This is a genomic window from Rhodanobacter sp. DHG33, from assembly GCF_014843005.1.
Lineage (GTDB): Bacteria > Pseudomonadota > Gammaproteobacteria > Xanthomonadales > Rhodanobacteraceae > Rhodanobacter_A.
The window spans coordinates 26,600-50,153 of sequence record NZ_JACYXM010000002.1 but is presented as its reverse complement, the minus strand read 5'-3'; the positions used below and the strand labels follow the sequence as shown (position 1 = coordinate 50,153).

The 23,554-nt window shown below is 67.4% G+C and carries 16 protein-coding genes; 9 read left to right on the top strand and 7 right to left on the bottom strand.

What is annotated here, in order from left to right; all coding sequences use genetic code 11:
- Nucleotides 1-72 precede the first annotated feature (72 nt).
- The gene (gene ggt, locus IHE46_RS03130) at nt 73-1,845 is read left to right on the top strand and encodes a gamma-glutamyltransferase (RefSeq protein ID WP_192163180.1); all 1,773 of its coding nucleotides are present in this window, start codon (nt 73-75) and stop codon (nt 1,843-1,845) included.
- 145 nt (nt 1,846-1,990) lie between these two features.
- Here the strand turns inward: ggt and clpB are convergent, their stop codons facing one another.
- The 3 genes from clpB to rluD all read right to left on the bottom strand — a co-directional run bounded on the left by clpB (nt 1,991) and on the right by rluD (nt 6,441).
- Complete coding sequence (gene clpB, locus IHE46_RS03125) at nt 1,991-4,573, bottom strand: ATP-dependent chaperone ClpB (RefSeq protein WP_192163179.1); 2,583 nt, start codon at nt 4,571-4,573, stop codon at nt 1,991-1,993.
- A gap of 151 nt (nt 4,574-4,724) precedes the next feature.
- On the bottom strand, nt 4,725-5,474 hold the full coding sequence (pgeF, locus tag IHE46_RS03120; RefSeq protein WP_192163178.1) for a peptidoglycan editing factor PgeF: 750 nt from the start codon (nt 5,472-5,474) through the stop codon (nt 4,725-4,727).
- A complete protein-coding gene (gene rluD / locus IHE46_RS03115) occupies nt 5,467-6,441 on the bottom strand; it encodes a 23S rRNA pseudouridine(1911/1915/1917) synthase RluD (protein WP_192163177.1) in 975 nt (324 codons plus the stop codon). Before rluD ends, pgeF begins: the two co-directional genes overlap by 8 nt.
- Nucleotides 6,442-6,535: 94 nt before the next feature.
- Between rluD and IHE46_RS03110 the strand changes: the two genes are divergently transcribed.
- On the top strand, nt 6,536-7,402 hold the full coding sequence (locus IHE46_RS03110; protein ID WP_192163176.1) for an outer membrane protein assembly factor BamD: 867 nt from the start codon (nt 6,536-6,538) through the stop codon (nt 7,400-7,402).
- 96 nt (nt 7,403-7,498) lie between these two features.
- Nucleotides 7,499-7,804: a hypothetical protein gene (locus tag IHE46_RS03105; protein WP_192163175.1), complete on the top strand. Its 306-nt coding sequence runs from the start codon at nt 7,499-7,501 to the stop codon at nt 7,802-7,804.
- A gap of 13 nt (nt 7,805-7,817) precedes the next feature.
- Here IHE46_RS03105 and IHE46_RS03100 read toward each other — a convergent pair whose 3' ends face one another.
- The 3 genes from IHE46_RS03100 to sucC all read right to left on the bottom strand — a co-directional run bounded on the left by IHE46_RS03100 (nt 7,818) and on the right by sucC (nt 11,564).
- A complete protein-coding gene (locus IHE46_RS03100) occupies nt 7,818-9,440 on the bottom strand; it encodes an NAD+ synthase (RefSeq protein ID WP_192163174.1) in 1,623 nt (540 codons plus the stop codon).
- Nucleotides 9,441-9,514: 74 nt separating this feature from the next.
- Entirely contained in the window at nt 9,515-10,390 is an 876-nt protein-coding gene (gene sucD / locus IHE46_RS03095) for a succinate--CoA ligase subunit alpha (RefSeq protein WP_192163173.1), read from the bottom strand.
- A 13-nt stretch (nt 10,391-10,403) separates the two neighbouring features.
- Nucleotides 10,404-11,564 carry an ADP-forming succinate--CoA ligase subunit beta gene (gene sucC, locus IHE46_RS03090; protein WP_192163172.1) on the bottom strand — a complete coding sequence of 387 codons (1,161 nt, stop codon included), beginning with the start codon at nt 11,562-11,564 and terminating at the stop codon, nt 10,404-10,406.
- A 277-nt stretch (nt 11,565-11,841) separates the two neighbouring features.
- On the opposite strand from sucC, the gene IHE46_RS03085 reads away from it, so the two are divergent.
- The gene (locus tag IHE46_RS03085; RefSeq protein ID WP_192163171.1) at nt 11,842-13,488 is read left to right on the top strand and encodes an ATP-binding protein; all 1,647 of its coding nucleotides are present in this window, start codon (nt 11,842-11,844) and stop codon (nt 13,486-13,488) included.
- Between the two features lies 1 nt (nt 13,489).
- Here the strand turns inward: IHE46_RS03085 and IHE46_RS03080 are convergent, their stop codons facing one another.
- Nucleotides 13,490-14,449 (bottom strand): LacI family DNA-binding transcriptional regulator, encoded by a 960-nt coding sequence (locus tag IHE46_RS03080; RefSeq protein ID WP_192163737.1) that lies wholly within the window; start codon nt 14,447-14,449, stop codon nt 13,490-13,492.
- 291 nt (nt 14,450-14,740) lie between these two features.
- On the opposite strand from IHE46_RS03080, the gene pgmB reads away from it, so the two are divergent.
- The 5 genes from pgmB (at nt 14,741) to IHE46_RS03055 (ending at nt 23,533) form a co-directional block, all read left to right on the top strand.
- A complete protein-coding gene (gene pgmB / locus IHE46_RS03075) occupies nt 14,741-17,830 on the top strand; it encodes a beta-phosphoglucomutase (RefSeq protein ID WP_343229979.1) in 3,090 nt (1,029 codons plus the stop codon).
- Nucleotides 17,831-17,868: 38 nt separating this feature from the next.
- Nucleotides 17,869-20,424, top strand: a complete 2,556-nt coding sequence (locus tag IHE46_RS03070) for a TonB-dependent receptor (protein ID WP_225562778.1) — start codon at nt 17,869-17,871, stop codon at nt 20,422-20,424.
- A 149-nt stretch (nt 20,425-20,573) separates the two neighbouring features.
- Nucleotides 20,574-21,833, top strand: coding sequence for an MFS transporter (locus IHE46_RS03065; RefSeq protein WP_225562777.1), 1,260 nt, complete (start codon nt 20,574-20,576; stop codon nt 21,831-21,833).
- Complete coding sequence (locus tag IHE46_RS03060; RefSeq protein ID WP_192163168.1) at nt 21,830-23,185, top strand: sulfatase; 1,356 nt, start codon at nt 21,830-21,832, stop codon at nt 23,183-23,185. The genes IHE46_RS03065 and IHE46_RS03060 overlap by 4 nt, the downstream gene beginning before the upstream one ends.
- 27 nt (nt 23,186-23,212) lie before the next feature.
- Nucleotides 23,213-23,533: a hypothetical protein gene (locus IHE46_RS03055; RefSeq protein WP_192163167.1), complete on the top strand. Its 321-nt coding sequence runs from the start codon at nt 23,213-23,215 to the stop codon at nt 23,531-23,533.
- The last annotated feature ends 21 nt before the right edge of the window (nt 23,534-23,554 follow it).

Sequence of the window (23,554 nt, the reverse complement as noted above, 5' to 3'; positions counted from 1 at the left end):
CTTCGGGGCGTCGCGTGCGATGTCAGAAATCGCCCCGGCGATTTTTCCTGCTCCATTCGAAAGGTTTCGAACATGACCAGATCAGCTCCCCTATGGGGCCTCGTCGCCGTGCTGGCAGCCGCGCCGATGGCGCATGCCATGGCCCAGCAGGCACCGATTCCCCAGCAGGCCCTCGATGCCACGGCGCATGGCACCACCATGGCGGAACTCGCCAGCGCCAAGCCGGTGACGGCAACGCACGGCATGGTGGTCTCCGACCAGCACCTCGCCTCGGACGTCGGCGTGGAAATCCTCAAGCAGGGCGGCAATGCCGTGGACGCCGCGGTGGCCGTCGGCTTCGCGCAGGCCGTGGTGAACCCCTGCTGCGGCAACATCGGCGGCGGCGGTTTCATGCTGGTGCATCTGGCCAACGGCCAGAACGTGTTCCTCGATTTTCGCGAAAAGGCGCCGCTGAAAGCCACGCCCACGCTGTTCCAGGATGCCCAGGGCAACGTGATCCCGGGCAAGAGCACGCACACCTACCTCGGCGTGGGCGTGCCCGGCACGGTGATGGGCCTCGATACCGCCTTGAGGAAATACGGCACCATGCCGCTCAGCAGGCTGATCGCGCCGGCGATCAAGCTGGCGAGCGACGGCTTCGTGCTGGACCAGGGCGACGTGAACGTCCTCGACCAGCGCGTGAAAGACTTCGCCAAGTACCCCAACGTCGCCGCGATCTTCCTCAACCAGGGCAAGCCTTACGTGGCGGGCGACCGCCTGCGCCAGCCGCAGCTGGCGAAGACACTGGAACTGATCTCGAAGGACGGCATCGGCACCTTCTACCAGGGCTCCATCGCCAAGGCCGTCGTCGCCGGCAGCGATGCCAACGGCGGCATCCTGTCGCTGAAGGACTTCGCCGACTACACGGTGCAGTGGGAGACGCCGATCACCTGCGCCTACCACGGCTACACCTACGTCGCCGCGCCGCCGCCCAGTTCCGGCGGCGCCTCGATCTGCCAGATCCTGCAGATCCTCGCGCCGTACCCACTGGCCAAGTGGGGCTACGGCTCGGTGAACAGCGCGCACACCATCATCGAAGCAGAACGGCGCGCCTACGCCGACCGCAACACCTACCTCGGCGATCCCGCCTTCGTCCACAACCCCATCGACAAGCTGCTCGCCCCGGACCACGTGGCCGCGCTGCGCGCCACCATCCTGCCCGACAAGGCCACGCCGTCGTCCGAAATCAAAGGCAGCCTAGGGCCGATGGAAGGCACCAACACCACCCATTACTCCGTGGTGGACAGCCACGGCAATGCGGTCGCGGTGACCTACACCATCAACTACCTGTTCGGTAACGGCCAGATCGCCGGCGACACCGGCTTCTTCCTCAACAACGAGATGGACGACTTCACTTCCAAGCCGGGCGTGCCGAACTCCTTCGGCCTGGTGCAGGACAAGGCCAACCAGATCGAACCCGGCAAGCGCCCGCTCAGCTCCATGTCGCCCAGCATCGTGCTGCGCGGCCCGGAGAAGAAGCTCTACATGGTGACCGGCAGCCCCGGCGGCTCCACCATCATCACCACCGTGCTGCAGAGCTTCCTCAACGTGGAAGAGTTCGGCATGAACATCCAGCAGGCGGTGGATGCGCCGCGCATGCACATGCAGTGGCTGCCGGACATGGTGATGGTCGAACCCGGCCTGTTCACGACCGAGACGCAGAAGCAGCTCGAGGCAATGGGCTACAAGTTCAGGCAGGTGCAGTCGTGGGGCGCCGACGAAGCGATCCTGGTCAATCCGAAAACCGGCGTGCTCGAAGGCGCCAACGATCGCCGCCGCCCGGCTGGCCTGGCCGCGGGTTACTGAAGGCGGCAATCCCCTCTCCCATCGGGAGTGGGGTTGGCGGCGGGGCCTGGCGAGACCCGTGACACCACACTTCGACAGCGTCGTGACCCGGCTGCCGCCGCCCTCGCCCTAAGGAGAGGGCTTCACCCCACAACGTCCGGTTGCGTCAATCCTTGCCGAACACCAGATGTCCGCCAGCCGCATCCACCGAGATGGTGCTGCCCGGCGCGTAACGACCCTCGAGTATCTCCCTGGCCAGCGGGTTCTCCAGCTGCTGCTGGATCGCCCGTTTCAGCGGCCGTGCGCCGTACACCGGATCGAAGCCCACATTGCCGAGCAGGTCCAGCGCCTTCTCGCTGATCTCCAGTTTCAGCTGGCGCTCGGCGAGGCGCTTCTCCAGCGCGGTGAGCTGGATCAGCGCGATGCGACGGATCTGCTTCTTCTCCAGCGGGCGGAACACCACCAGCTCGTCGAGGCGGTTGATGAACTCGGGACGGAAGTGCGCCTGCACCACGCCGAGTACAGAGGCCTTCATCTGCACGTAGTCCGCCTCCGAATCGCCCGCCTGCTCCTGGATAAGCTGCGAGCCGAGGTTGGAGGTCATCACGATCACGGTGTTGCGGAAATCCACCGTGCGGCCCTGGCCGTCGGTGAGGCGGCCGTCGTCCAGCACCTGCAGCAGGATGTTGAACACGTCCGGATGCGCCTTCTCCACCTCGTCCAGCAGGATCACGCTGTACGGCCGGCGGCGCACTGCCTCGGTGAGGTAGCCGCCCTCCTCGTAGCCGACGTAACCGGGGGGCGCGCCGATCAGGCGGCTCACGGCGTGCTTCTCCATGAACTCGCTCATGTCGATGCGCACCATCGCGTCCTGCGTGTCGAACAGGAACTCCGCGAGGGCCTTGCACAGCTCGGTCTTGCCCACGCCGGTGGGGCCGAGGAACAGGAAAGAGCCGCTGGGCCGGTTCGGATCGGACAACCCCGCACGCGCACGGCGCACCGCGTCGGACACGGCGCGCACGGCCTCGTCCTGGCCCACCACGCGCTTGTGCAGCTCGTCTTCCATGTGCAGCAGTTTCTCGCGCTCGCCCTCGAGCATCTTCGACACCGGAATGCCCGTCCAGCGCGCCACGACCTCGGCAATTTCCTCGGCGGTGACCTTGTCCTGCACCAGGGTGAATTCCTGCGTCTCGGCCGCCTGCGCGGCGGCGAGCTGCTTCTCCAGCTCCGGCAGCCTGCCGTACTGGATCTCGCTCATCTTGGCGTAGTCCTGCCGGCGCTGCGCCGCTTCCAGCTCCGTGCGCGCCTGCTCGATCTGTTCCTTGATCTTGGTCGCGCCCTGCAGCGCGGCCTTCTCCGATTTCCACACCTCGTCGAGGTCGGAGAATTCGCGCTCCAGCTTGGCGATGTCGGCTTCCAGATCGGCGAGGCGCTGCTTCGATTCGCTGTCCTTTTCCTTCTTCAGCATCTCGCGCTGGATCTTCAGCTGGATCAGCCGGCGCTCGAGGCGATCCAGCTCCTCCGGCTTGGAGTCGATCTCCATGCGGATGCGCGAGGCCGCCTCGTCCATCAGGTCGATGGCCTTGTCGGGCAGCTGGCGGTCGGGGATGTAGCGGTTCGAAAGCGTGGCCGCCGCGACGATGGCGGGGTCGGTGATCTCCACGCCGTGATGCACAGCGTAGCGCTCCTTGAGGCCGCGCAGGATGGCGATGGTGTCTTCCACCGAAGGCTCGCCCACGTACACTTTCTGGAAGCGGCGCTCCAGCGCGGCATCCTTCTCGATGTACTGGCGGTATTCGTCCAGCGTGGTGGCGCCGATGCAGTGCAGCTCGCCGCGGGCGAGCGCGGGCTTGAGCATGTTGCCGGCATCCATCGCCCCTTCGCCCTTGCCGGCGCCGACCATGGTGTGCAGCTCGTCGATGAACAGGATGATCTGGCCTTCGTTCTTGGCGAGGTCGTTGAGCACGGCCTTCAGCCGCTCCTCGAATTCGCCGCGGAACTTCGCGCCGGCAATCAGCGCGCCCATGTCCAGCGCGAGCACGCGGCGGTCGCGCAGGCCTTCCGGCACCTCGCCCTTCACGATGCGCTGGGCGAGGCCTTCCACGATGGCGGTCTTGCCCACGCCCGGCTCGCCGATCAGCACGGGGTTGTTCTTGGTGCGCCGCTGCAGCACCTGGATGGTGCGGCGGATCTCCTCGTCGCGGCCGATCACCGGATCGAGCTTGCCCAGCTCCGCACGCTCGGTGAGGTCGATGCAGTATTTCTGCAGCGCCTGGCGCTGGTCTTCCGCGTTCTCGCTCTGCACCTTCTCGCCGCCGCGCACCTGTTCGATGGCGGCCTCCAGCTTCGCCTTGGTGGCGCCGGCCGCCTTCAGCGCCGTACCCAGCTCGCCCTTGTCCTCCAGCGCCGCCAGCACAAACAGCTCGCTGGCGATGAACTGGTCGCCGCGCTGTTGCGCCAGCTTGTCGGTGAGGTTGAGCAGGCGCGACAGGTCGTTGCCCACGTTGATGTTGCCTTCCTGCCCGCTGATCTTGGGCAGGCGCTCCAGCAACTCGTTCACGCGCTGGCGCAGCGCCGGCACATTGACGCCCGCGTGCGTGAGTAGTGGCGCGGTCGAGCCGCCCTGCTGGGCCAGCAACGCCGCCATCACGTGCGCGGGTTCCAGCATGTTGTTGTCGCGGCCCACGGCCAGCGACTGCGCGTCGGCCAGCGCCTGCTGAAAACGCGAGGTGAGTTTGTCCATCCGCATCGATCGATCCCCACGAAAGGTTTGGCGGACTGGCCGCCACTGCCCGCTGAGATGCGGGTGACCGTGGGCGATTCAAGCAGGCACGATGCGGAGAAGGTGTCAAGGTTTCAGCTGGCGGACGGGATCCGCTCCCGCGTCCGCCGACGGGCAGTCAACCGCCCGCCAGCCAGATCAGGCTGGCGAAGCGTCCGCTGCGCGCACCTTCGCGGCGATACGAATAGAACCGCGCATCCGTGAACGTGTCGAAGCCGCCGCCATGCACGCGCGCGATGCCGGCCGCAGCCAGACGCTGCCGCGCCAATCCGGCGAGGTCGCAGTGCCAATGACCGGGGCGCGTCGGCGCGAAGCAGGCCGCCGCCGCGGATGAGCGGTCCACGAACGCGGTGCGCACTTCCTCGCCCACCTCGTAGGACGGTCCGGCGATGCACGGCCCCAGCCATGCCATCAGCCGCGCGGGCGGTACCTGCAGCTGTTCGATGGTGGCTTCGAGCACGCCCGCGGCGAGGCCGCGCCACCCCGCATGCGCGGCGCCGATGGCACTGCCGTCGTCGGCGCAGAACAGCACCGGCAGGCAGTCGGCGGTGAGGATGGCCAGCACGGTGCCCGGAATGCGCGAGACGGCGGCGTCGGCCTGCGGCTCGTGTCCGCCGGGCAGCGGGCCGAGTTCGGCCACGGCGCTGCCGTGCACCTGGTGCAGCCAGCGCGGCGCATGGGGCAACGCCAGCGCCTGCTGCAGCACGTCGCGGTTGCTGCCCACCACCTCGGCGGATTCGCCGCTGCGCATGCCGAGGTTGAAGCGGCCGAACGGCGGCGCCGATACGCCGGGTCCCTCGCGCGTACTCACCGCCGCATGCACGCGCGCGGAAGCCGGCCAATCGGGGAACACCCAAGCGTCAGTCATCGTCGTGGCCGTGGGTGGCGAGGTCGTCGCGCAAGGCGGCGATCAGGGCGGTCATGTCGTCGGGGCGCGGCACACCGAAGGACAACGCCTCACCGGTGGCCGGATGCTCGAACGCGAGCTTCTCGGCATGCAGCGCCTGCCGGCGGAAACCGCGCAGTGCAGCGACCAGCTCCGGCGCGGCGCGCCTGGGCAGTTTGAGGCCGCCGCCGTAGAGCGGGTCCCCCACCAGCGGATGGCCGATGTGGGTGAGGTGCACGCGGATCTGGTGGGTGCGGCCGGTTTCCAGGTTGCACTGGAGCAGGCTGTGCGCGCGGAAGCGTTCGCGCAGGCGGTAGTGGGTGACGGCGTGCTTGCCGGTTTCGTCGTCGCGCACGGCCTGCCGCAAGCGGTCGCCCATGCTGCGACCGATGGGGGCATCCACCGTACCGCCGGACACCATGCTTCCCAGCACCACGGCCTCGTACTGGCGCTGCACGTCGTGATTGGACAGCTTTTCCACCAGCGCCGTCATCGTAGGCAGGGTCTTGGCCACCACCATCAGGCCGCTGGTGTCCTTGTCCAGCCGGTGGACGATGCCGGCGCGCGGCAGTTCGGCCAGCTTGGGGTCGTGGTGCAGCAGGGCGTTGAGCAGGGTGCCCGAGGCGTTGCCGGCGCCGGGATGCACCACCAGGCCGGCCGGCTTGTCCAGCACCAGCAGGTGTTCGTCCTCGTGCACGATGGTCAGCGCGATGGCCTCCGGCGCGCTTTCCACCTCGGTTTCCAGCTCGGCCTCCAGTCGCACCAGTTCGCCGCCGCGGAGCAGCTGGCGGGGCGGCGCGATGCCCCCGTCCAGCGTGACCGCGCCGGACTTAATCCAGCCCGTGAGGCGGGAGCGCGAATAGTCGGGGAACAACTCGGCCAAAGCCTGGTCGAACCTGCGTCCGGCAGCGCTCAGCGGCACCTGGGCTTCGTGGCGTATCGCGGTCATGCGCAGTCCCCCGTCCGACGGGTGACGGCGGACCGCGGAGTGGCGCCGGTTTCGGCTATCATGCCCTTTCGATCAAACATCTGATTCTTTATCCATGCGTTCAATTATCGACTCGCCCAAGCTATCGACGACCACCCGGTTCTGCCTCAGGACGCTCGCCGTGCTTGGCCTGGCGCTGACGATGAGCGCCTGCTCAATCTTCCACCACAAGCGCGACAACATCGACACCATGCCGGTGGACGCCTTGTACAGGAATGCGCACACCTCGATGGAGAACAGCGACTACTCCGCTGCCATCAAGGCGTACCAGCGCCTGATCGCCCGCTTCCCGTCCGGCCCGTACAACGAGCAGGCCCAGCTCGAACTGACCTACTCGCAGTACAAGGACGCCCAGTGGGACGACGCGTATTCGACGGTCAACCGCTTCATCAAGGCCAATTCGTCGAACAAGCACATCGATTATGCCTACTACCTGCGCGGATTGATCAATTTCGACCGCACCACCGGCTTCATGGACAAGGTCTCGCGTGACAAGGAAGCCCAGTCGCGCCGCGACCAGGGCTACAACCTGCAGTCCTTCGACGACTTCGCCGAGCTCTCGCGCCGCTTCCCTGACAGCGCCTACGCGGCCGATGCGCGCCAGCGCATGATCTACCTGCGCAACGTGCTGGCGCAGTACGAGATCAACGTGGCCGAGTTCTACCTGTTCAACCGCGTCTACGTGGGTTCGGCCGATCGTGCGCAATACGTGATCGAGCACTACCAGGAATCGCCGCAGACCGGCGACGCGCTGGCCATCCTCACGCGCTGCTACCTCGCGCTCAACCAGGACCAGCTGGCCGAGCAGACCCGCAAGGTGTTGGCGCTGAACTACCCTAACCATCCCTACCTGAAGGACCCGAAGTGGCCGCACGAGGTAGCGACGTGGCGCAAGATGGTGCCGTTCATGCGGCACCACTGATGCCGACAGGTCAGCACAACAGAAACCGGCGAGCGATCGCCGGTTTTTTTATGCAAACTTCGCCATCTCGATGAGAGCCCCCATACCGGAATCGACATGAGCCAGGAAAGCAGACCCGAGAGTCGCAACGGTCACAGGATATGGGCCGGCATCCTGCTGCTCGCCGCCATGGCCGCCCTCTGGACCGACAAGCCGCCCGCATCCCTCTTCAGCAGTTGCGGCCTGCTGCTGGGTGCGTGGGTAGCGTTCTACTACCCGGGTCCGGGCTTTGGCCGAACGCCGCAGGAGATCTACCGGTCCGCCAGGCAGGGCCGCTGGATCACCCCGCGGTCGGTCATGCTCGTGTCGCTGCTGTCGATCATCCTGTTGATCATCGGCAGCATCTATCACTACCGGCAATGACCACACGCGGCCTTCACCGCCAGCCCGAAGTGATCGGATAGCGCCGCTCGCGGCCGAATGCCCGCGTGGTGACGCGCGGCCCCGGCGCGGACTGGCGGCGCTTGAACTCGTTCACCAGCACCAGCCGCACCACGCGGTGCACCGTATCGGCCGCGAAACCGGCGGCGATGATCTCGGCCTGCGACTGCTCGCCCTCGACGAAGCGCTCCAGGATCGCGTCCAGCACCTCGTAGGGCGGCAGCGAATCCTGGTCGGTCTGGTTGTCGCGCAGCTCGGCCGAAGGCGGGCGGTCGATCACCGCCGCGGGAATCGCCTCCTCGCCGCCGGCCTGCGCGTTGCGCCAGCGCGAAAGGCGGTACACCGCCGTCTTGTAGACATCCTTCAGCGGCGCGTACGCACCGCACATGTCGCCGTAGAGCGTGCAGTAGCCCACTGCCATCTCGCTCTTGTTGCCGGTGGCCAGCAGCAGCTTGCCGTGCTTGTTGGACAGCGCCATCAGGGTCACGCCGCGCGTGCGCGACTGTAGGTTTTCCTCGGTGGTGTCGGCGCCCTTGCCGGCAAAGGCCGGCACGAGCGCCGCGAGAAAGGCGTCGGTCATCGGTTCGATGTCGATGACGTAGTAGTCCACACCCAGCCGCTCGGCCTGCGCGCGTGCACCGTCCAGCGACAGTTGCGAGGTGTAGCGCGTGGGCATCATCACCGCGGTGACGCGGTCCGCGCCCAGCGCATCCACCGCCAGCGCCAGCGTCAGCGCCGAGTCGATGCCGCCGGACAGGCCCAGCAGCACGCCGGGGAAACCGTTCTTGTCGATGTAGTCGCGGATGCCGCGCACCAGCGCGGCGTACAGCGTGGCCTCGGGCGAGGCATCGGCGGCAACCGGCCAGTCCGCAGCCTGCAGCGTGCGCGTCTGCGCATCGAATTCGGCCCGCAGCAACGTGTCGACGAAGGCCGGGGCGCGCGCTGCGACGGAGCCGTCGCCGTTCACCAGCAGCGAGCCGCCGTCGTACACCACTTCGTCCTGGCCGCCGACCAGGTTGAGGTAGGCGACGGCGCAGCCGGTTTCCTTCGCGCGCTCGACCAGCACCGCCTCGCGCTCGGCCTGCTTGGCGTCGTCCCAGGGCGAGGCGTTGATCACCACGATCAGCTCGGCGCCTGCCCGCGCCACCGCCGCGGCGGGCTCGGGCCGCCACACGTCTTCGCAGATCAGCAGGCCGATGCGCACGCCGGCCAGCGTGGTCACCGCGCTGGCGTGGCCGGGGCGGAAATAGCGCTTGTCGTCGAATACGCCGTAGTTGGGCAGCGCCTGCTTGTGCGCGATCTGCGCGATGCGTCCGTCATGCAGCAGCGCGGCGGCGTTGTACACCTCGCCCTCGCTGTGCGGAAAACCCACCAGCGCGGCCAGGCCATCCGTTGCCTCAGCCAGTGCGTCCAGCTCCTGCTGGCAAGCAGCAAGGAAGCTGGGACGCAGCAACAGGTCTTCCGGGGGATAGCCGCTCAAGGTCAATTCCGGGCAGACCAGCAGGTCGGCGCCACCGTTACGCGCCTCGCCCATCAGTTCGCGCACCTTGGCCGCATTGCGTGCCACCGCGCCCACCGGGAAGTCGTGCTGGGCCAACGCAAGACGCAGCTTTGCCATGGATTTTCCGCTCCAAAAACGACGAAGGCCGCGACGAATCGCGGCCTTCGCATTTTAGAGCAGTCAGTGCTGACTTACTTCTTCATCAGCTTGGCGAGCGTCTTGCCGAGGTCGGCAGGCGACTTCACCGTGGTGACGCCGGCCTTTTCCAGCGCGGCGAACTTCGCCGCCGCCGTGCCCTTGCCGCCGGAGATGATCGCGCCGGCATGGCCCATGCGCTTGCCGGCCGGGGCCGAGGCACCGGCGATGAAGGACACCACCGGCTTCTTGACGTACTCGCCGATGAACTCGGCGGCGTCTTCCTCGGCCGAACCGCCGATCTCGCCGACCATGATGATGCCTTCGGTCTGCGGATCGTCCTGGAACAGCTTCAGGCAGTCGATGAAGCTCAGACCGTTGATCGGGTCGCCGCCGATGCCGATGCAGGTGGACTGGCCCAGGCCTTCGTTGGTGGTCTGGAACACGGCTTCATAGGTCAGCGTGCCCGAACGCGACACGATGCCGACCTTGCCCGGCTGGTGGATGTGGCCCGGCATGATGCCGATCTTGCATTCGCCCGGGGTGATCACGCCGGGGCAGTTCGGCCCGATCAGCACGGTTTCCGGATGCTGCGCCAGCACGTTCTTCACGCGCAGCATGTCCAGCACCGGGATGCCTTCGGTGATCGCCACGATCACGCGGATGCCCGCGTCGACGGCTTCGAGGATGGAGTCGGCCGCGAACGGCGGCGGCACGAAAATCACCGACGCGTCGGCGCCGGTTTCGTCGACGGCCTCGGACACCGAGTTGAAGACGGGCAGACCGATGTGCTCGCTGCCGCCCTTGCCGGGGGTGACGCCGCCCACGACCTTGGTGCCGTAGTCGATCGCCTGCTGCGCGTGGAAGGTGCCCTGCTGGCCGGTGAAGCCCTGCACCAGCACCTTGGTGTTCTTGTTGATCAATACGCTCATGACTGTGTGCTCCTCACTTCGCGGCGGCCACGGCTTTCTGCGCCGCGTCGTTGAGATCGTCGGCCGGCGTGATCGCCAGGCCGGAGTTGGCCAGCAGCGCACGGCCCTGTTCCACGTTGGTGCCCTGCAAGCGCACCACCACCGGAATCTTCAGGCCCACTTCCTTCACCGCGGCGATGATGCCCTCGGCGATCATGTCGCAGCGGACGATGCCGCCGAAGATGTTGACCAGGATGGCCTTGACCTTGTCGGACGAGGTGATCAGCTTGAACGCCTCGGTGACGCGCTCCTTGGTGGCGCCGCCGCCCACGTCGAGGAAGTTGGCCGGCTCGCCGCCCGCCAGCTTGATCACGTCCATGGTGGCCATGGCCAGACCCGCGCCGTTGACCATGCAGCCGATGGTGCCGTCCATCGTCACGTAGTTGAGGTTGTTCTGCACCGCGGCGGCCTCGGCGGCGTCTTCCTGCGAGAGGTCGCGCATCGCGGCGAGGTCGGCGTGGCGGAACTCGGCGTTGTCGTCGGAGTTCACCTTGCCGTCCAGCGCGGCGAGGTTGCCGTCGGCGAGGATGGCGAGCGGGTTCAGCTCGACCAGCGAGAGATCCTTCTCGTTGAACAGCTTGTACAGGCCCAGCATGATCTTGGTCAGCTGGCCGACCTGCTTGGCGTTGAGGTCCATCGCGAAGCCGAGCTGGCGGCACTGGTAGGGCTGCAGGCCTTCCACGAAGTCCACCACGACGGTGTGGATGTCCTCGGGGGTGTCCTTGGCCACCTGCTCGATGTCCACGCCGCCGTGCTTGGAGGCGATGAAGGAGACGGACTTGGAGTCGCGGTCCACCAGGATCGACAGGTACAGCTCCTTGGCGATGTCGGTGGCGTCGGTGACCAGCACCAGGTTCACCGGCAGCGCACGGCCGGCGGACTGGTAGGTCTCCATCTTGGTGCCCAGCATGCCCTTGGCGGCGGCGCGCACATCGTCAAGGCTGCGGCAGAACTTCACGCCGCCGGCCTTGCCGCGGCCACCTGCGTGGATCTGTGCCTTGACCATCCATTGGGTACCGCCCAGCGCCTTGGCGGCGTCTACGGCGGCATCGGGGGAGTTGGCGACCTTGCCCGGCGGTACGTTGATGCCGTACTGCGCGAACAGTTCTTTGGCCTGGTATTCGTGGAAATTCATTCGAAAGCCTCGAGCGAACGGGGAAACACGGCCTCGCGCGGTTAGGGACGCGGCGCGGGCTTGCGGGAGAGTCGGACGGCGCGGACGCTGCCGGCTTGCGATGCACGCGGTGATGCCCCGACGAGGCGGGAACCGCGTGAAACGGCCGCCCATTTTCGCGGAAGCGGCCACCGATGGAAAGGGGCGCGTGTCTGCCGGGCCTGCAAACCGGCCCCGGAAACCGGCCCGCCCGGAGTTTGCCTATACTTCGCCACGACCGCCCGGAGTGCCGTACACCGTGTCCAGCACCGCCTTGCCGCAGCTCAATGCCCAGCGCTCCATCCCGGCGGCAATCCGCCACGAGATGCTGTTCTTCAACGCTTTCCGGCTGATCCAGGCGCTGGTTTACATCGGCCTTGCCTTCGCACCGACGCGGATCGGCGGCGTGCCGACAGATTCACCCAAGCTCGCCCTGCTCGTCACCCTGCCCTACCTGCTGGTCGCCGCAGGAGCGCTGGCGCTGACCCGGCGCTGCGTGCCCTATGCGCGGGTGGCGGTGTCGATCTGGCTGGTGGTGGACATCGCCGCCGCCCTGCTGGCGATCAGCGTGATCGATTACGCCCGCATCGGCATCGCGGTGATGCTGGCGCTGAATCTCGGCGTGGGCGCATTGATCCTGCCGTTGCGGCTGTCCAGCTTCTTCGCGGCGCTGGCCACGCTGGGCCTGCTCGGCCACACCATGCTCGCGCAGCCCGGCGCCTCCGGCGGTGACCGCAACCTGATGGAATCGGCGCTGTTCGGCCTGGCCTATTTCGCGATCACCGGGTTGTGCCACGTGCTGGGCCGGCAACTGCGCGCCAGCGAGGCATTAGCCGAGCAGCGCAGCACCGACCTGGCCAATCTCTCCCAGGTCAACGAGCTGATCATCCGCCGCATGAAGACCGGCGTGCTGCTGGTGGACGACGCCAACCGCATCCACCAGATCAACGAATCGGCCTGGATGCTGCTGGGCAACCCCAGCGCCGAGCAGCGCGACCTGGGCCGGCTCGCGCCGGAGCTGTCGCGCCGGCTGTACCACTGGATGACCGCGGGCAAGCTGGACGAGACCGCGACCCAGCTCGCCGACGGTGTGCCGGAAGTGGTGCCGCGCTTCTCCCGTCTCGCGCCGAACGACGATTCGCTGGTGCTGATCTTCCTCGACGACACCTCGCTGGTGTCGCGCCGCGCCGAGGAGCTCACGCTCAGCTCGCTGGGCCGCCTTTCCGCCTCGATCGCGCACGAGATCCGCAACCCGCTGGCGGCGATCCGCTACTCCGCACAGCTGCTCGCCGAGTCCGAGAACATGGACGCGGCCGACCAGCGCATGGTGGAGATCATCAACAACCACTGCATACGGCTCAACGAGATCATCGAGAACATCCTGCAGTTGTCGCGGCGCGAGCGCTCGCGGCCGGAAACGCTGGACCTGGGCCGCTGGGCGCAGGGCTTCGTGGACGAATACAAACAGGGCAACGACATCGGCAACGACACCCTGCGCGTGGTCGTGGGCGGCGCCGTCGCGGTGGCCGCCGTGGCCGACCCGCAGCAGCTGCAGCAGGTGGCGTGGAACCTGGTGCAGAACGCGCTGCGCTACGGCCGCATGCCCGGCGAGCCGGCGCGCGTGATGGTCATCGTGCGCACCGGCGAGCACGGCGAGCCGATCCTGGAAGTGACCGATCGCGGCCCCGGCATCGCACCCAAGGTCGCCGCGCAGATCTTCGAGCCGTTCTACACCACCCACGAATACGGCACCGGCCTCGGCCTGTACCTGGCCCGGCAGATGGCCGAGGCGAACCAGGCCTCGCTGGAATACGTGCGCGTGGCCGGCGGCGGCAGCTGCTTCCGGCTGGTGCTGACGCCGGCGCAGATGAACCGCCTCGCCGGCGAAGCGGCCGTCGCGGACTGACTCAGGTCGCGCGCACGACCAGGTTGGTCGGCAGCATCTGCGAAGCCACCGGCTGGCCGTCGATCAGCGCCAGCACCTTGCGCGCCAGCAGCACGCCGCCCTCCTGCCAGTTCTGCCGCACCGTGGACAGCGGCGGCAGGAAGCTGGCGCCATGCGGGGTGTCGTCGTAACCCACGACCGAGACGTCGTTCGGCACCGACATGCCCAGCTCCACCAGCGCGCGGATGGCGCCCATGGCCAAGAGGTCGCTGCAGGCGAAGATCGAATCGAAGCGCACCTTGCGGTTGAACAGCGAACGCACCGCGTCGACGCCCGACTCCAGCGTCCAGTCCACCCGCTGCAGCAGCAGCGGCTTGATGCCGTGGCCGGCCAGTTCGTCGACGAAGCCGTGCAGGCGCTGCGCCATTTCCGGGTGGTCGGAATTGCCGATGAAGACCGGGTGGCGCCGCCCTATCGACAGGAACCGTTCGGCCACGCTGATCCCGCTCTGGCGGTTGTCGCTGCCCACCACGATATGGCTGTCCTGCCCCGACTCGGCGCCCCACACCACCATCGGCAGGCCCATGCGGTCGTACAGCCTCACCGCGTCCTGGTGCACGCCCTGGCCCAGCAGGATCAGGCCATCGGCGGCCTGCACCGCCGCGTTGGCCGCGTCGTGGCGGGTGGTCAGCAGCACGCTGTAGCCCGCCGAGGTCAGCTCCTGCGAAATGCCGCCGAGCAGCGACAACGGGTAGGGATCCCACATGGTGCGGCTGGACGAAGGCTTCATCTCCACGATCACCGCCACCGTGTGGCTGCGCCGCAGCCGCAGGTTGCGCGCGCTGACGTTGAGCTTGTAGCCGTGCTTGCGCGCCAGCGCCTGGATGCGCTCGCGGGTTTCCGTCGTCACCAGCGGGCTCTCGCCCAGCGCGCGCGACACGGTGATCTTGGATACCCCGGCCAGCTTCGCCAGGTCCGCCATGGTCAGGCCGGACTGCACCGTTGCGGGTGACTTCTTCTTGGCGTGGCTCACGCAACTGCCCCCAGGCATCGATGAGGAAGGCACCGGGCCAGCCTCGTTGCCGGCTAGTGTCGCCCGTGCAGGAGGCGTGTTCAATGCTTCTGCGGCTTGCTTGCAGACCGCTCGGCTACCGCTCCGGAAGCGAATGATATCGATATCTTGATATCGATATCATTCGCTCGTATGCTCACCACGGACACGCAACGAAGGCCATTCCGGCGCCGGTTGCAGCCATGCGAGGGGAATCACCTGGTGCAGACTCATGATGCGGCCCCGACTGCCCTGCCCGCCGATGCGGGTGCGGTGCCGCGCACGCCTGGCACCGCCGACCCCTGGCAGTTGGTACGCCACGGCACCGACCGTGCCGGCTTCGCCCAGGACGAAAGCCTGTTCGCCCTCGCCAACGGCTCGCTGGGCGTGCGCGGCGGTTTCGAGGAGGACGACAGCCCCAGCCAGGGCTGTTTCCTCGCCGGCGTATGGGAACGCTCGCCCATCACCTACCACGAACGCTTCACCGGCTTCGCCCGCCACACCGACACCCGCGTACCGGTGGCCGATGCCAGCCGCATCCGCCTGCGGCTCGGCGAGACGCCCGTGCGGCTGGACGAGGGCGAATGGCTGTCGCTGGAGCGCCGGCTCGACCTGCGCCAGGGTTGCTATCGCCGCACGCTGCGCTGGCGCGCGCCTTCCGGCGGCACGCTGGAAATCGTCGCCGAGCGGCTGGTGGCGCTGGACCGCCCCGACCTGCTGGCGATCCGCTACCGCGTGCGCTCGATCGACTATCGCGGCCCGATCACGCTGGAATCGGCCATCGACACCGTGCGCGCGGCCATCGGCCAGGGCGACGATCCGCGCATCGGCGCCCACCTGCACGGCGGCCTGCAGCTGCGCGACACCCACGCCGACGCCGGCATCGCCTGGGTGGCCCAGCACACCACGCGCAGCGACATCCGCCTGGTCTGCGCCCAGACGCATCGCTGCGCCGACTCCGCATTGACCTTCCAGAACGCCGCCTGCACTCCGGACGGCGTGATTCAGACCTATGCGGGCCAGCTCGTCCCCGGCGGCGAAGTGACGCTGGACAAGTTCGCCGCCTGGAGCTGGTCGCAACCCGGCGCCACCGACCCCACCGATCCCGCCCTGCTGTCTGGCGCCGAAGCGGCGCTGGCAGCGGCCGGCCAAGCAGGCTTCCCCTCCCTGCTGGCCGGCCAGGCGGCCCTGCTCGCGACGCTGTGGCAAACGGCCGACCTCGCCATCGACGGCGCGCCGGACGTGGAGCAGGCGCTGCGCTTCAACCTGTTCCAGCTGTTCCAGTCGGGCAGCCGCGACGACCACGGCAGCGTCGCCGCGAAGGGACTCACCGGCGAAGGCTACGAAGGCCACTGCTTCTGGGATGCCGAAGCCTTCATGCTGCCGGTGCTGGTCACCGCCGCACCGGAACTGGCGCGGCACATGCTGGCCTGGCGCCACGCCACGCTGGACCGTGCCCGCGCCCATGCCCGCGAACTGAACCATGCGCGCGGCGCGCTCTACCCGTGGCGCACCATTTCGGGCGACGAATGCTCGGCCTACTTCCCGGGCGGCTCGGCGCAGTACCACATCAACGCCGCGGTGGCCTGGGCGATCCGGCTGTACGTGGACGCCACGGGCGACGAGACCTTTCTGCGCGACATGGGTGCGGAGATGCTGTGCGAAACGGCGCGCATCTGGCTGCAGATCGGCCACTACAACCCGCGTCGCGACGGCGCCTTCTGCATCCATGAAGTGACCGGACCGGACGAATACTCCGCGCTGGCGGACAACAACCACTACACCAACCGCATGGCGCAGCGGCATCTGCGCGATGCCGCCGCGACCCTCGAATGGCTCGCCGCCACGCATCCTGCCGCGCACGTCGCGCTGGTGCGGCACCTCGACTTGGGCGCGGACGAAGCCTCGGCATGGCGCCGTGCCGCCGATGCGATGTACCTGGTGGAAGACCCCAGACTGGGCATCTTCCCGCAGGACGACGGCTTCCTCGACAAGCCGCGGCTGACGCCGGAACAGATGCACGACCCCGCGCTGCGCCCGCTGCTGCTGCACTGGCATCCGCTGACCATCTACCGCCACCAGGTGTGCAAGCAGGCCGACACCTTGCTCGCGCTGATGCTGGCCGGCGAGGACGTGGACGTGGCCGCGAAGCGGCGCAACTTCGACTACTACGAAGGCGTCACAGTGCACGACTCCACGCTGTCCGCCTCCACCTTCGCGGTGCTCGCCGCCGAGACGGGACGCGAGGCGCAGGCATACCGCTATTTCCTCGACACGCTGCGCGTGGACCTGGACGACTTGCACGGCAACGCCGCGCACGGCCTGCATACGGCGGCGATGGCCGGCAGCTGGCTGGCGCTGAGCTGGGGATTCGGCGGCCTGCGCGTGCATGGCGGCCAGCCCGCACTGGCACCGCAATTGCCGGGCGGCTGGCGCAGCTATCGCTTCGGCCTGCGCTGGCGCGGCACGCAACTGCGCGTGGAAGTGGATGCCGCCGGCGTGCGCTATGCGCTGCTAGAAGGCGACGCGCTGGACTTCCTGCACCGCGGCCAGCCGCAGCACCTGCGCAAGGGCGAAGTGCTGCAGTTCCGGCACACGCCCGCGGCGTCGCACGAACTGAAGGCGGTGATCTTCGACCTCGATGGCGTGCTGGCCGACACCGCCGTGCTGCATCGGGAAGCGTGGCAGCAACTGGCCGCCGAGATCGACGCGCCGTTCGACGAAGCCATCGCCGAGCGCATGAAGGGCGTGGACCGCATGGGCTCGCTGGAGATCCTGCTGGAACGCGCGCCGCGCCACTACGGCGACGCCGAAAAAGCCGAACTGGCCGCACGCAAGAACGCCCGCTACGTCGAACTCATCGAACGCCTCGATCCGCGCCACCTGCTGCCCGGCGCCCGCGCCGCGGTGGAATCGGTGCGCCGCGCGGGGCTGAAGACCGCGTTGGCCTCGGCCAGCCGCAATGCGCCGCAGCTGCTCGCGCGGCTGGGCATCGCCGGCCTGTTCGACTACGTGGTCGATGCGGGACGCATCGCACGCTCCAAGCCCGATCCGGAAATCTTTCTCGCCGCCGCCGCCGGTCTCGACCTGGCGCCGGCCGACTGCCTCGGCGTGGAAGACGCCGCGGCGGGCATCGCCAGTATTCACGCCGCTGGGATGGCGGCGATAGGCATCGGACGGGCGGATGCCCTGGCCGATGCCGACGTGCTGTTGCCGAACATCGCCGCGTTCGACATCCGCCGCATAAGAACGACAAGCGGCCCTTCGGCCCGGCCTTCTGCCGTTGCCACATCACCACGAAATCAGAACTGATGGGGAGTCAGAACATGAGCGCTCGGATACTTACAAGCTTGACGCTTTCCACGGCCATTGCGGCCGCACTGGCCTCCGGCACCGTGCTGGCCCAGGACAATGGGCAGACCGCCAACGCCACGCCCACCACCGCCAGCAACAGCACCACGCAGAAAGGCGATAGCAACGCGAAGAACGGCAAGTCGGTGAAATCCCTGGACCAGGTCGTCGTTACCGGCTCGGCCAGCAACGCCGGCGTGCGCAAGATCGACGCCAGCTACCAGATCACCACCGCCACCGCCGCCCAGATCCAGCAGACCAACCCGCGCAGCGCGGCCGACCTGCTGAAGCTCTCGCCCGGTGTGTGGCCCGAATCCACCGGCGGCGAAACCGGCGCCAACGTCGAGATCGCCGGCTTCCCGGGCGGCGGCGACGCGCCGTTCTACACCAACCAGATCATGGGCACGCCGCTGTACGGCATGCCGTCGCTGTCGTTCTTCGAGCAGAGCTCGATGTTCCGCCTCGACGACACCATCGACCACGTGGAGCTGCTGCAGGGCGGCCCGTCGGTGGTGTTCGGCGACGGCCAGATCGGCCTCACTTCCAACTACATCCTCAAGCAGGGCACCGACACGCCGTCCGGCGACATCGGCGTCACCTACGGCACGGAGGATCTGCGCCGCATCGACGGCTTCTACGGCTTCCCGATCGGCCAGAACACCGGCTGGTACGGCAGCGTGGGCGGCTTCTACCGCGACTCCAACGGCGTGCGCAATCCGCAGTACGCCGCCGACAAGGGCGGCCAGCTCACCGCCACGCTGACCAAGGACTGGGACAACGGCTCGCTGGTGTTCTGGGCGCGCGGCCTGGACGACAAGAACCAGTTCATCACGCCGATTCCGCTGATCCAGGATCGCTCGGGCATGTTCTCAGCGTACCCGGGCTTCAACCCGCTGACCGGCACCTACTACAGCAGCGCGATGCAGCACACCTACCTGGAAAGCTATCCGGGCGGCGGCACCAATGTGAACCTTGCCGACGGCCGCGGCGCGCAGCTCGGCTTCTTCGGCGTCAACTTCGACTGGGACTTCGGCAACGGCTGGACCGTCAGCGACAAGTTCCTGGTCGACGGCGGCAACATGGACACCAACGCGCTGTTCTCCGGCTCGAATCCCCAGACGCTGAGCAGCTGGGAGAACACTGGCGGCACCTACCCCAGCGGCACCGTCCCCACGGGTGCCGTGTTCAACGCCAGCTACATCAACGGCGGCGGCACCATCAACAACCCCAACCTGGACGTGATCAGCCAGGGCCTGTGGCACATCCACAAGAACCTGCACAGCATGATCAACGACTTCCGCATCAGTCGGGATCTGTTCGAGGGCAACACGCTGACCGCAGGCCTGTACCTGGCGCACTACACCGACGATGACCGCTGGTCGCTCGGCAACCCGATGTTGATGACCAACACGCCGAACGCCACCCCGATCCAGGTGAGCTACGTGCAGAACGGCCAGACCTACTACGTCACCAACAACAAGGGCCTGATCTTCAACGGCGGCTACAACATCACCGAGAACGGCGTGGCCGACAACAAGGCGTTCTACCTGTCTGACACCTGGAACGTCGGCCAGTGGATCTTCGACGCCTCGACCCGCGTGGAGAACGAGAACGCCCGCAACACCGTGTGCAACCTCTCCAACGTGAACATCGACGGCAACGCCAACACGCTGTACGACAACAGCGTGGCGATGTGCAACGGCACGTATTCGGTCACCGACTACAACAAGACCCACACCTCGTGGACCTTGGGCGCCACCTACAAGCTGCAGGACGACATGTCCCTCTACGTCCGCGCCAACAAGGGCGCGCACTTCAACAGCTTCGACGACATGCGCGGCAATACCACCGGCAACACGCCGCCGCTGCTGAAGATCCAGAACTTCCAGATCGGCTACAAGTACACCGCGGATTGGCTGAGCACCGACCTCTCGTTCTACCACCGCCAGTTCAACGGCCTGTCCTACCAGCCGTCGATCCTGGGTGTGCCGATCGACCCGGGCCAGTACTCCACCTACGGCTCGGACACCAAGGGCCTGAACTTCACGGTGCGCGCCACCACGCCGGACCAGATGTTCTCGATCGCCGCCTCCGGCGACTGGATGGACGGCCACTATTCGCACTTCGACGGCGATGCGGTGTTCTACGGCCTGCCGACCAGCGACAACCCCACCGGCGAATTCGTCAGCACCTACGAGGGCAAGCAGCTGCAGCGACAGCCCAAGTTCCAGGTGCGCATCATGCCGTCCCTGCACTTCACCATGCCCCACGGCGACCTGCTGCTGTGGACCACGATGGAGTACGTCGGCCAGCACACCCAGGACCAGCTCGCGCTGCAACAGCTGGGCAGCTATACCGACTTCAGCATCGGCGCGCAGTACACCTACAACAAGCACTGGGTGTTCACCCTGCTCGGCTCCAACGTCACCGACGAACTGGGCCTGACCGAGTCGAACTCGCGCATCGCGGGCAACGCGACCGGCGCGTCGGGTGTGCTGCTCGCGCGTACCTTGGAAGGCCACGAATACAACTTCCAGGTGAAGTACCAGTTCTAAGGCAAGCTTGAAGCCGCCCCTGCCGCCGTTCGCGCGCAAGCGAAAACGGCGGCAAGGGCGGAGAATCCGGATTTGACGCTTCCCCGCGCGGCGGCCCGAACGGCGCGATGGCGGTTCGGGCCGCCCTTTTTCTCCGGCACGAGGTGCGCATGAACCGTTTCCGCATGATCGCCGCGCTCGCGCTGACCTATGTGGTCTTCGCGATCCTGCTCAACAGCGTGGGCACGGTGATCCTGCAATCCATCGCCAGCTTCGGCATCGACAAGCCCGCGGCCAGCGCGCTGGAACGCTACAAGGACCTCACCATCGCCATCGCCTCGTTCGCGGTGGCCTCGTTTCTGCCTTTGATGGGCTATCGCCGTTCGATGATGCTGGCCTTGGCGATCGTCGGCGTCGCCTGCTTGCTGATGCCGCTGTACCCAGGCTTCCTCACTACGCGCCTGCTGTTCGCCAGCGTGGGGTTCTCTTTCGCCCTGGCCAAGATCGGCGTGTACTCCTCGATCGGCCTGCTCACCGCCAGCAAGGTGGCGCACACGCGGCTGACCAACACCATCGAGGGTCTTTTCATGATGGGCGTGCTGGGCGGCAACTGGCTGTTCAGCCTGTACGTCGATCCGGCCAACCCCGGCGATCTCGCCTGGCTCAACGTTTACTGGACGCTAGCGGCGCTGTGCGCCTTCACCCTGCTGCTGCTCGCCAGCGCGCGGCTCGACGAGAGCGCCGTGCACGAGCGGGGCCACAACCGCTCGGCCGCCGACGCGATAATGGAGATGATGCGGCTGCTGGCACGCCCGCTGGTCTACGTGTTCCTGATCTCGGTGTTTTTGTACCCGATGATCGAGCAGAGCTTCGGCACCTGGCTGCCCACCTTCAACAACGAAGTGCTGAAGCTGCCGAACGCGATGAGCATCCAGTTCGCCAGCATCCTCGCCGGCATGATCGGCGTGGGTCGCTTCGTGGCCGTGCTGCTGCTGCGCCGGATGAACTGGTACACGCTGCTGAACGCCTGCGTGATCGGCATGGCGCTGCTGGTGATCGTGGCCCTGCCGCTGGCGCGCGACGTGGCGGCGCGCCCGGGCATCGATTGGTTCCACGCCCCGCTGGCGGCCTACCTGATTCCCCTGCTCGGCCTGCTGATGGGCCCGATCTATCCGGTGATCAACTCGGTTTCGCTGAGCTCCCTGCCCAAGACCATGCATGCGGCGATGACCGGCCTGATCGTGGTGGTCTCGGCGCTGGGCGGCACCACCGGCTCCTACGTCACCGCACGGGTGTTCGCCGGCCTGGGCGGCATCCACGCCTTCTACTTCTCACTGCTGCCGATCTCGCTGATGCTGGTCAGCCTGTTCTTCTTCAAGCGCAAGCTCGACCGGCTGCCGCCTGCCGCGATCGCCGGAGAAGCCGCATGACCTCCGTCGTGCGCAACGTGCTGCTGATGGTGGCCGACGACCACGGCTTCGACCTGGGCTGCTGCGGCGGCGCGGTGCACACGCCCGCGCTCGACCGGCTGGCCGGCGAAGGCACGCTGTTCACCGAGGCCTACGCCGCGGTCTCCTCCTGCAGCTCCAGCCGCGCCACGTTGTACACCGGTCTCTATGCGCACACCAACGGCATGTACGGGCTGTCGCACGACGTGCACAACTTCTCGCTGCGCGACGACGTGAAGACGCTGCCGTGGATGCTCAAGCAGGCCGGCTACGCCACCGCCATCGCCGGCAAGCTGCACGTCAAGCCGGAGATCCTGCTGGACTACGACGCGTGGCTGCTGCCCGAACGCCCCGGCCAGCGCGACGTAGCCGCGATGGCGCGCGAAGCCGGTCAGTGGATCCGCGCGCAGGGTACCCGCCCGTTCTTCCTCACCGTGGGCTACAGCGACCCGCACCGCGCCGGCGACCCTTCGCAGTTCGCCAACACCCGCGACTGGCCGGACGTGCCGCGCCGCCGCTATGCGCCTGCCGACGTGCGCATCCCGCCGCACCTGCCCGACCTGCCCGCGGTGCGCGAAGACCTCGCCCAATACTGCGAGGCGGTGAGCCGGCTCGACAGCGGCGTGGGTCTGATGCTGGCCGAGCTGGCCGCCGCCGGCCACGCCGACGACACCCTGGTGATCTACCTGAGCGACCACGGCCGCGCCTTCCCCGCGGCCAAGGACAACCTCTACCGCGAAGGCATCCACCTGCCGCTGATCGTGCGCTCGCCGCAACGGCGTGCCGGCAACCTGCGCTGCCGCGCGATGGTGAGCTGGGTGGACATTGCGCCCACCATCCTCGACTGGGCCGGCGTGACGGCGCCCGGCAACTACCGCTACGCGCCGCTGCCCGGGCGTTCGCTGCTGCCCATCCTCGAAACGCCCGATCCTGCGGGCTGGGATCGCGTATTCGCCACGCGCAGCTTCCACGAGATCAACCAGTACTACCCGGTGCGCTCGGTGCGCACGCGCGGCCACAGTTACTTCCACAATCTGGAACCCTCGCTCACCGCGCCGGTGGCGGGCGACGTGGCGGGCTCGCCGAGCTGGCGGGCGATCCTCGCCACGCCGGGCGCGCGCCTGGGCAAGCGCAACGTGGAAGCCTTCCTGCATCGCCCCGCCGAGGAGCTGTACGACCTCGCAACCGATCCGGAAGAGGTGGTCAACCTCGCCGCCGATCCTGCGCACGCCGGCACGCTGGACGAGCTGCGCACGCAACTGGCCGAATGGCGCATCGCCACCCACGATCCCTGGATGACGGGCATCACCGATCCCTACGGCCCCGCGCACTGAAACCATCGCGCCACCGAGGAACACGCCATGCCGATCCGCCCATGCCGACTGCCGCTGCCCGTTATCGCATTGATGGTGCAGCCGCCTTTCGGCCAAGCCTGCGCTGGCACCGCTGCGAATCCCAGTATCCTTCTCACCGGCACCCACGAGAACTTCGGCAGCCATTTCCCCGGCTACATGGCGAATGGCTATTTCCCGGCGATGACCTCACCGCGCGCCATCGAGGCGAGTCGCGGCTGCATGGTCGCGTTCATGGATTACGGCAAAAGAGACATTGCCCGTCCTGCGATGATCCCCGCGTGGAACGATATCGACTGCAACCCTGGCGACTGGCTCAATGCATCGTGAGGCATCCCGGATGAAATCCAT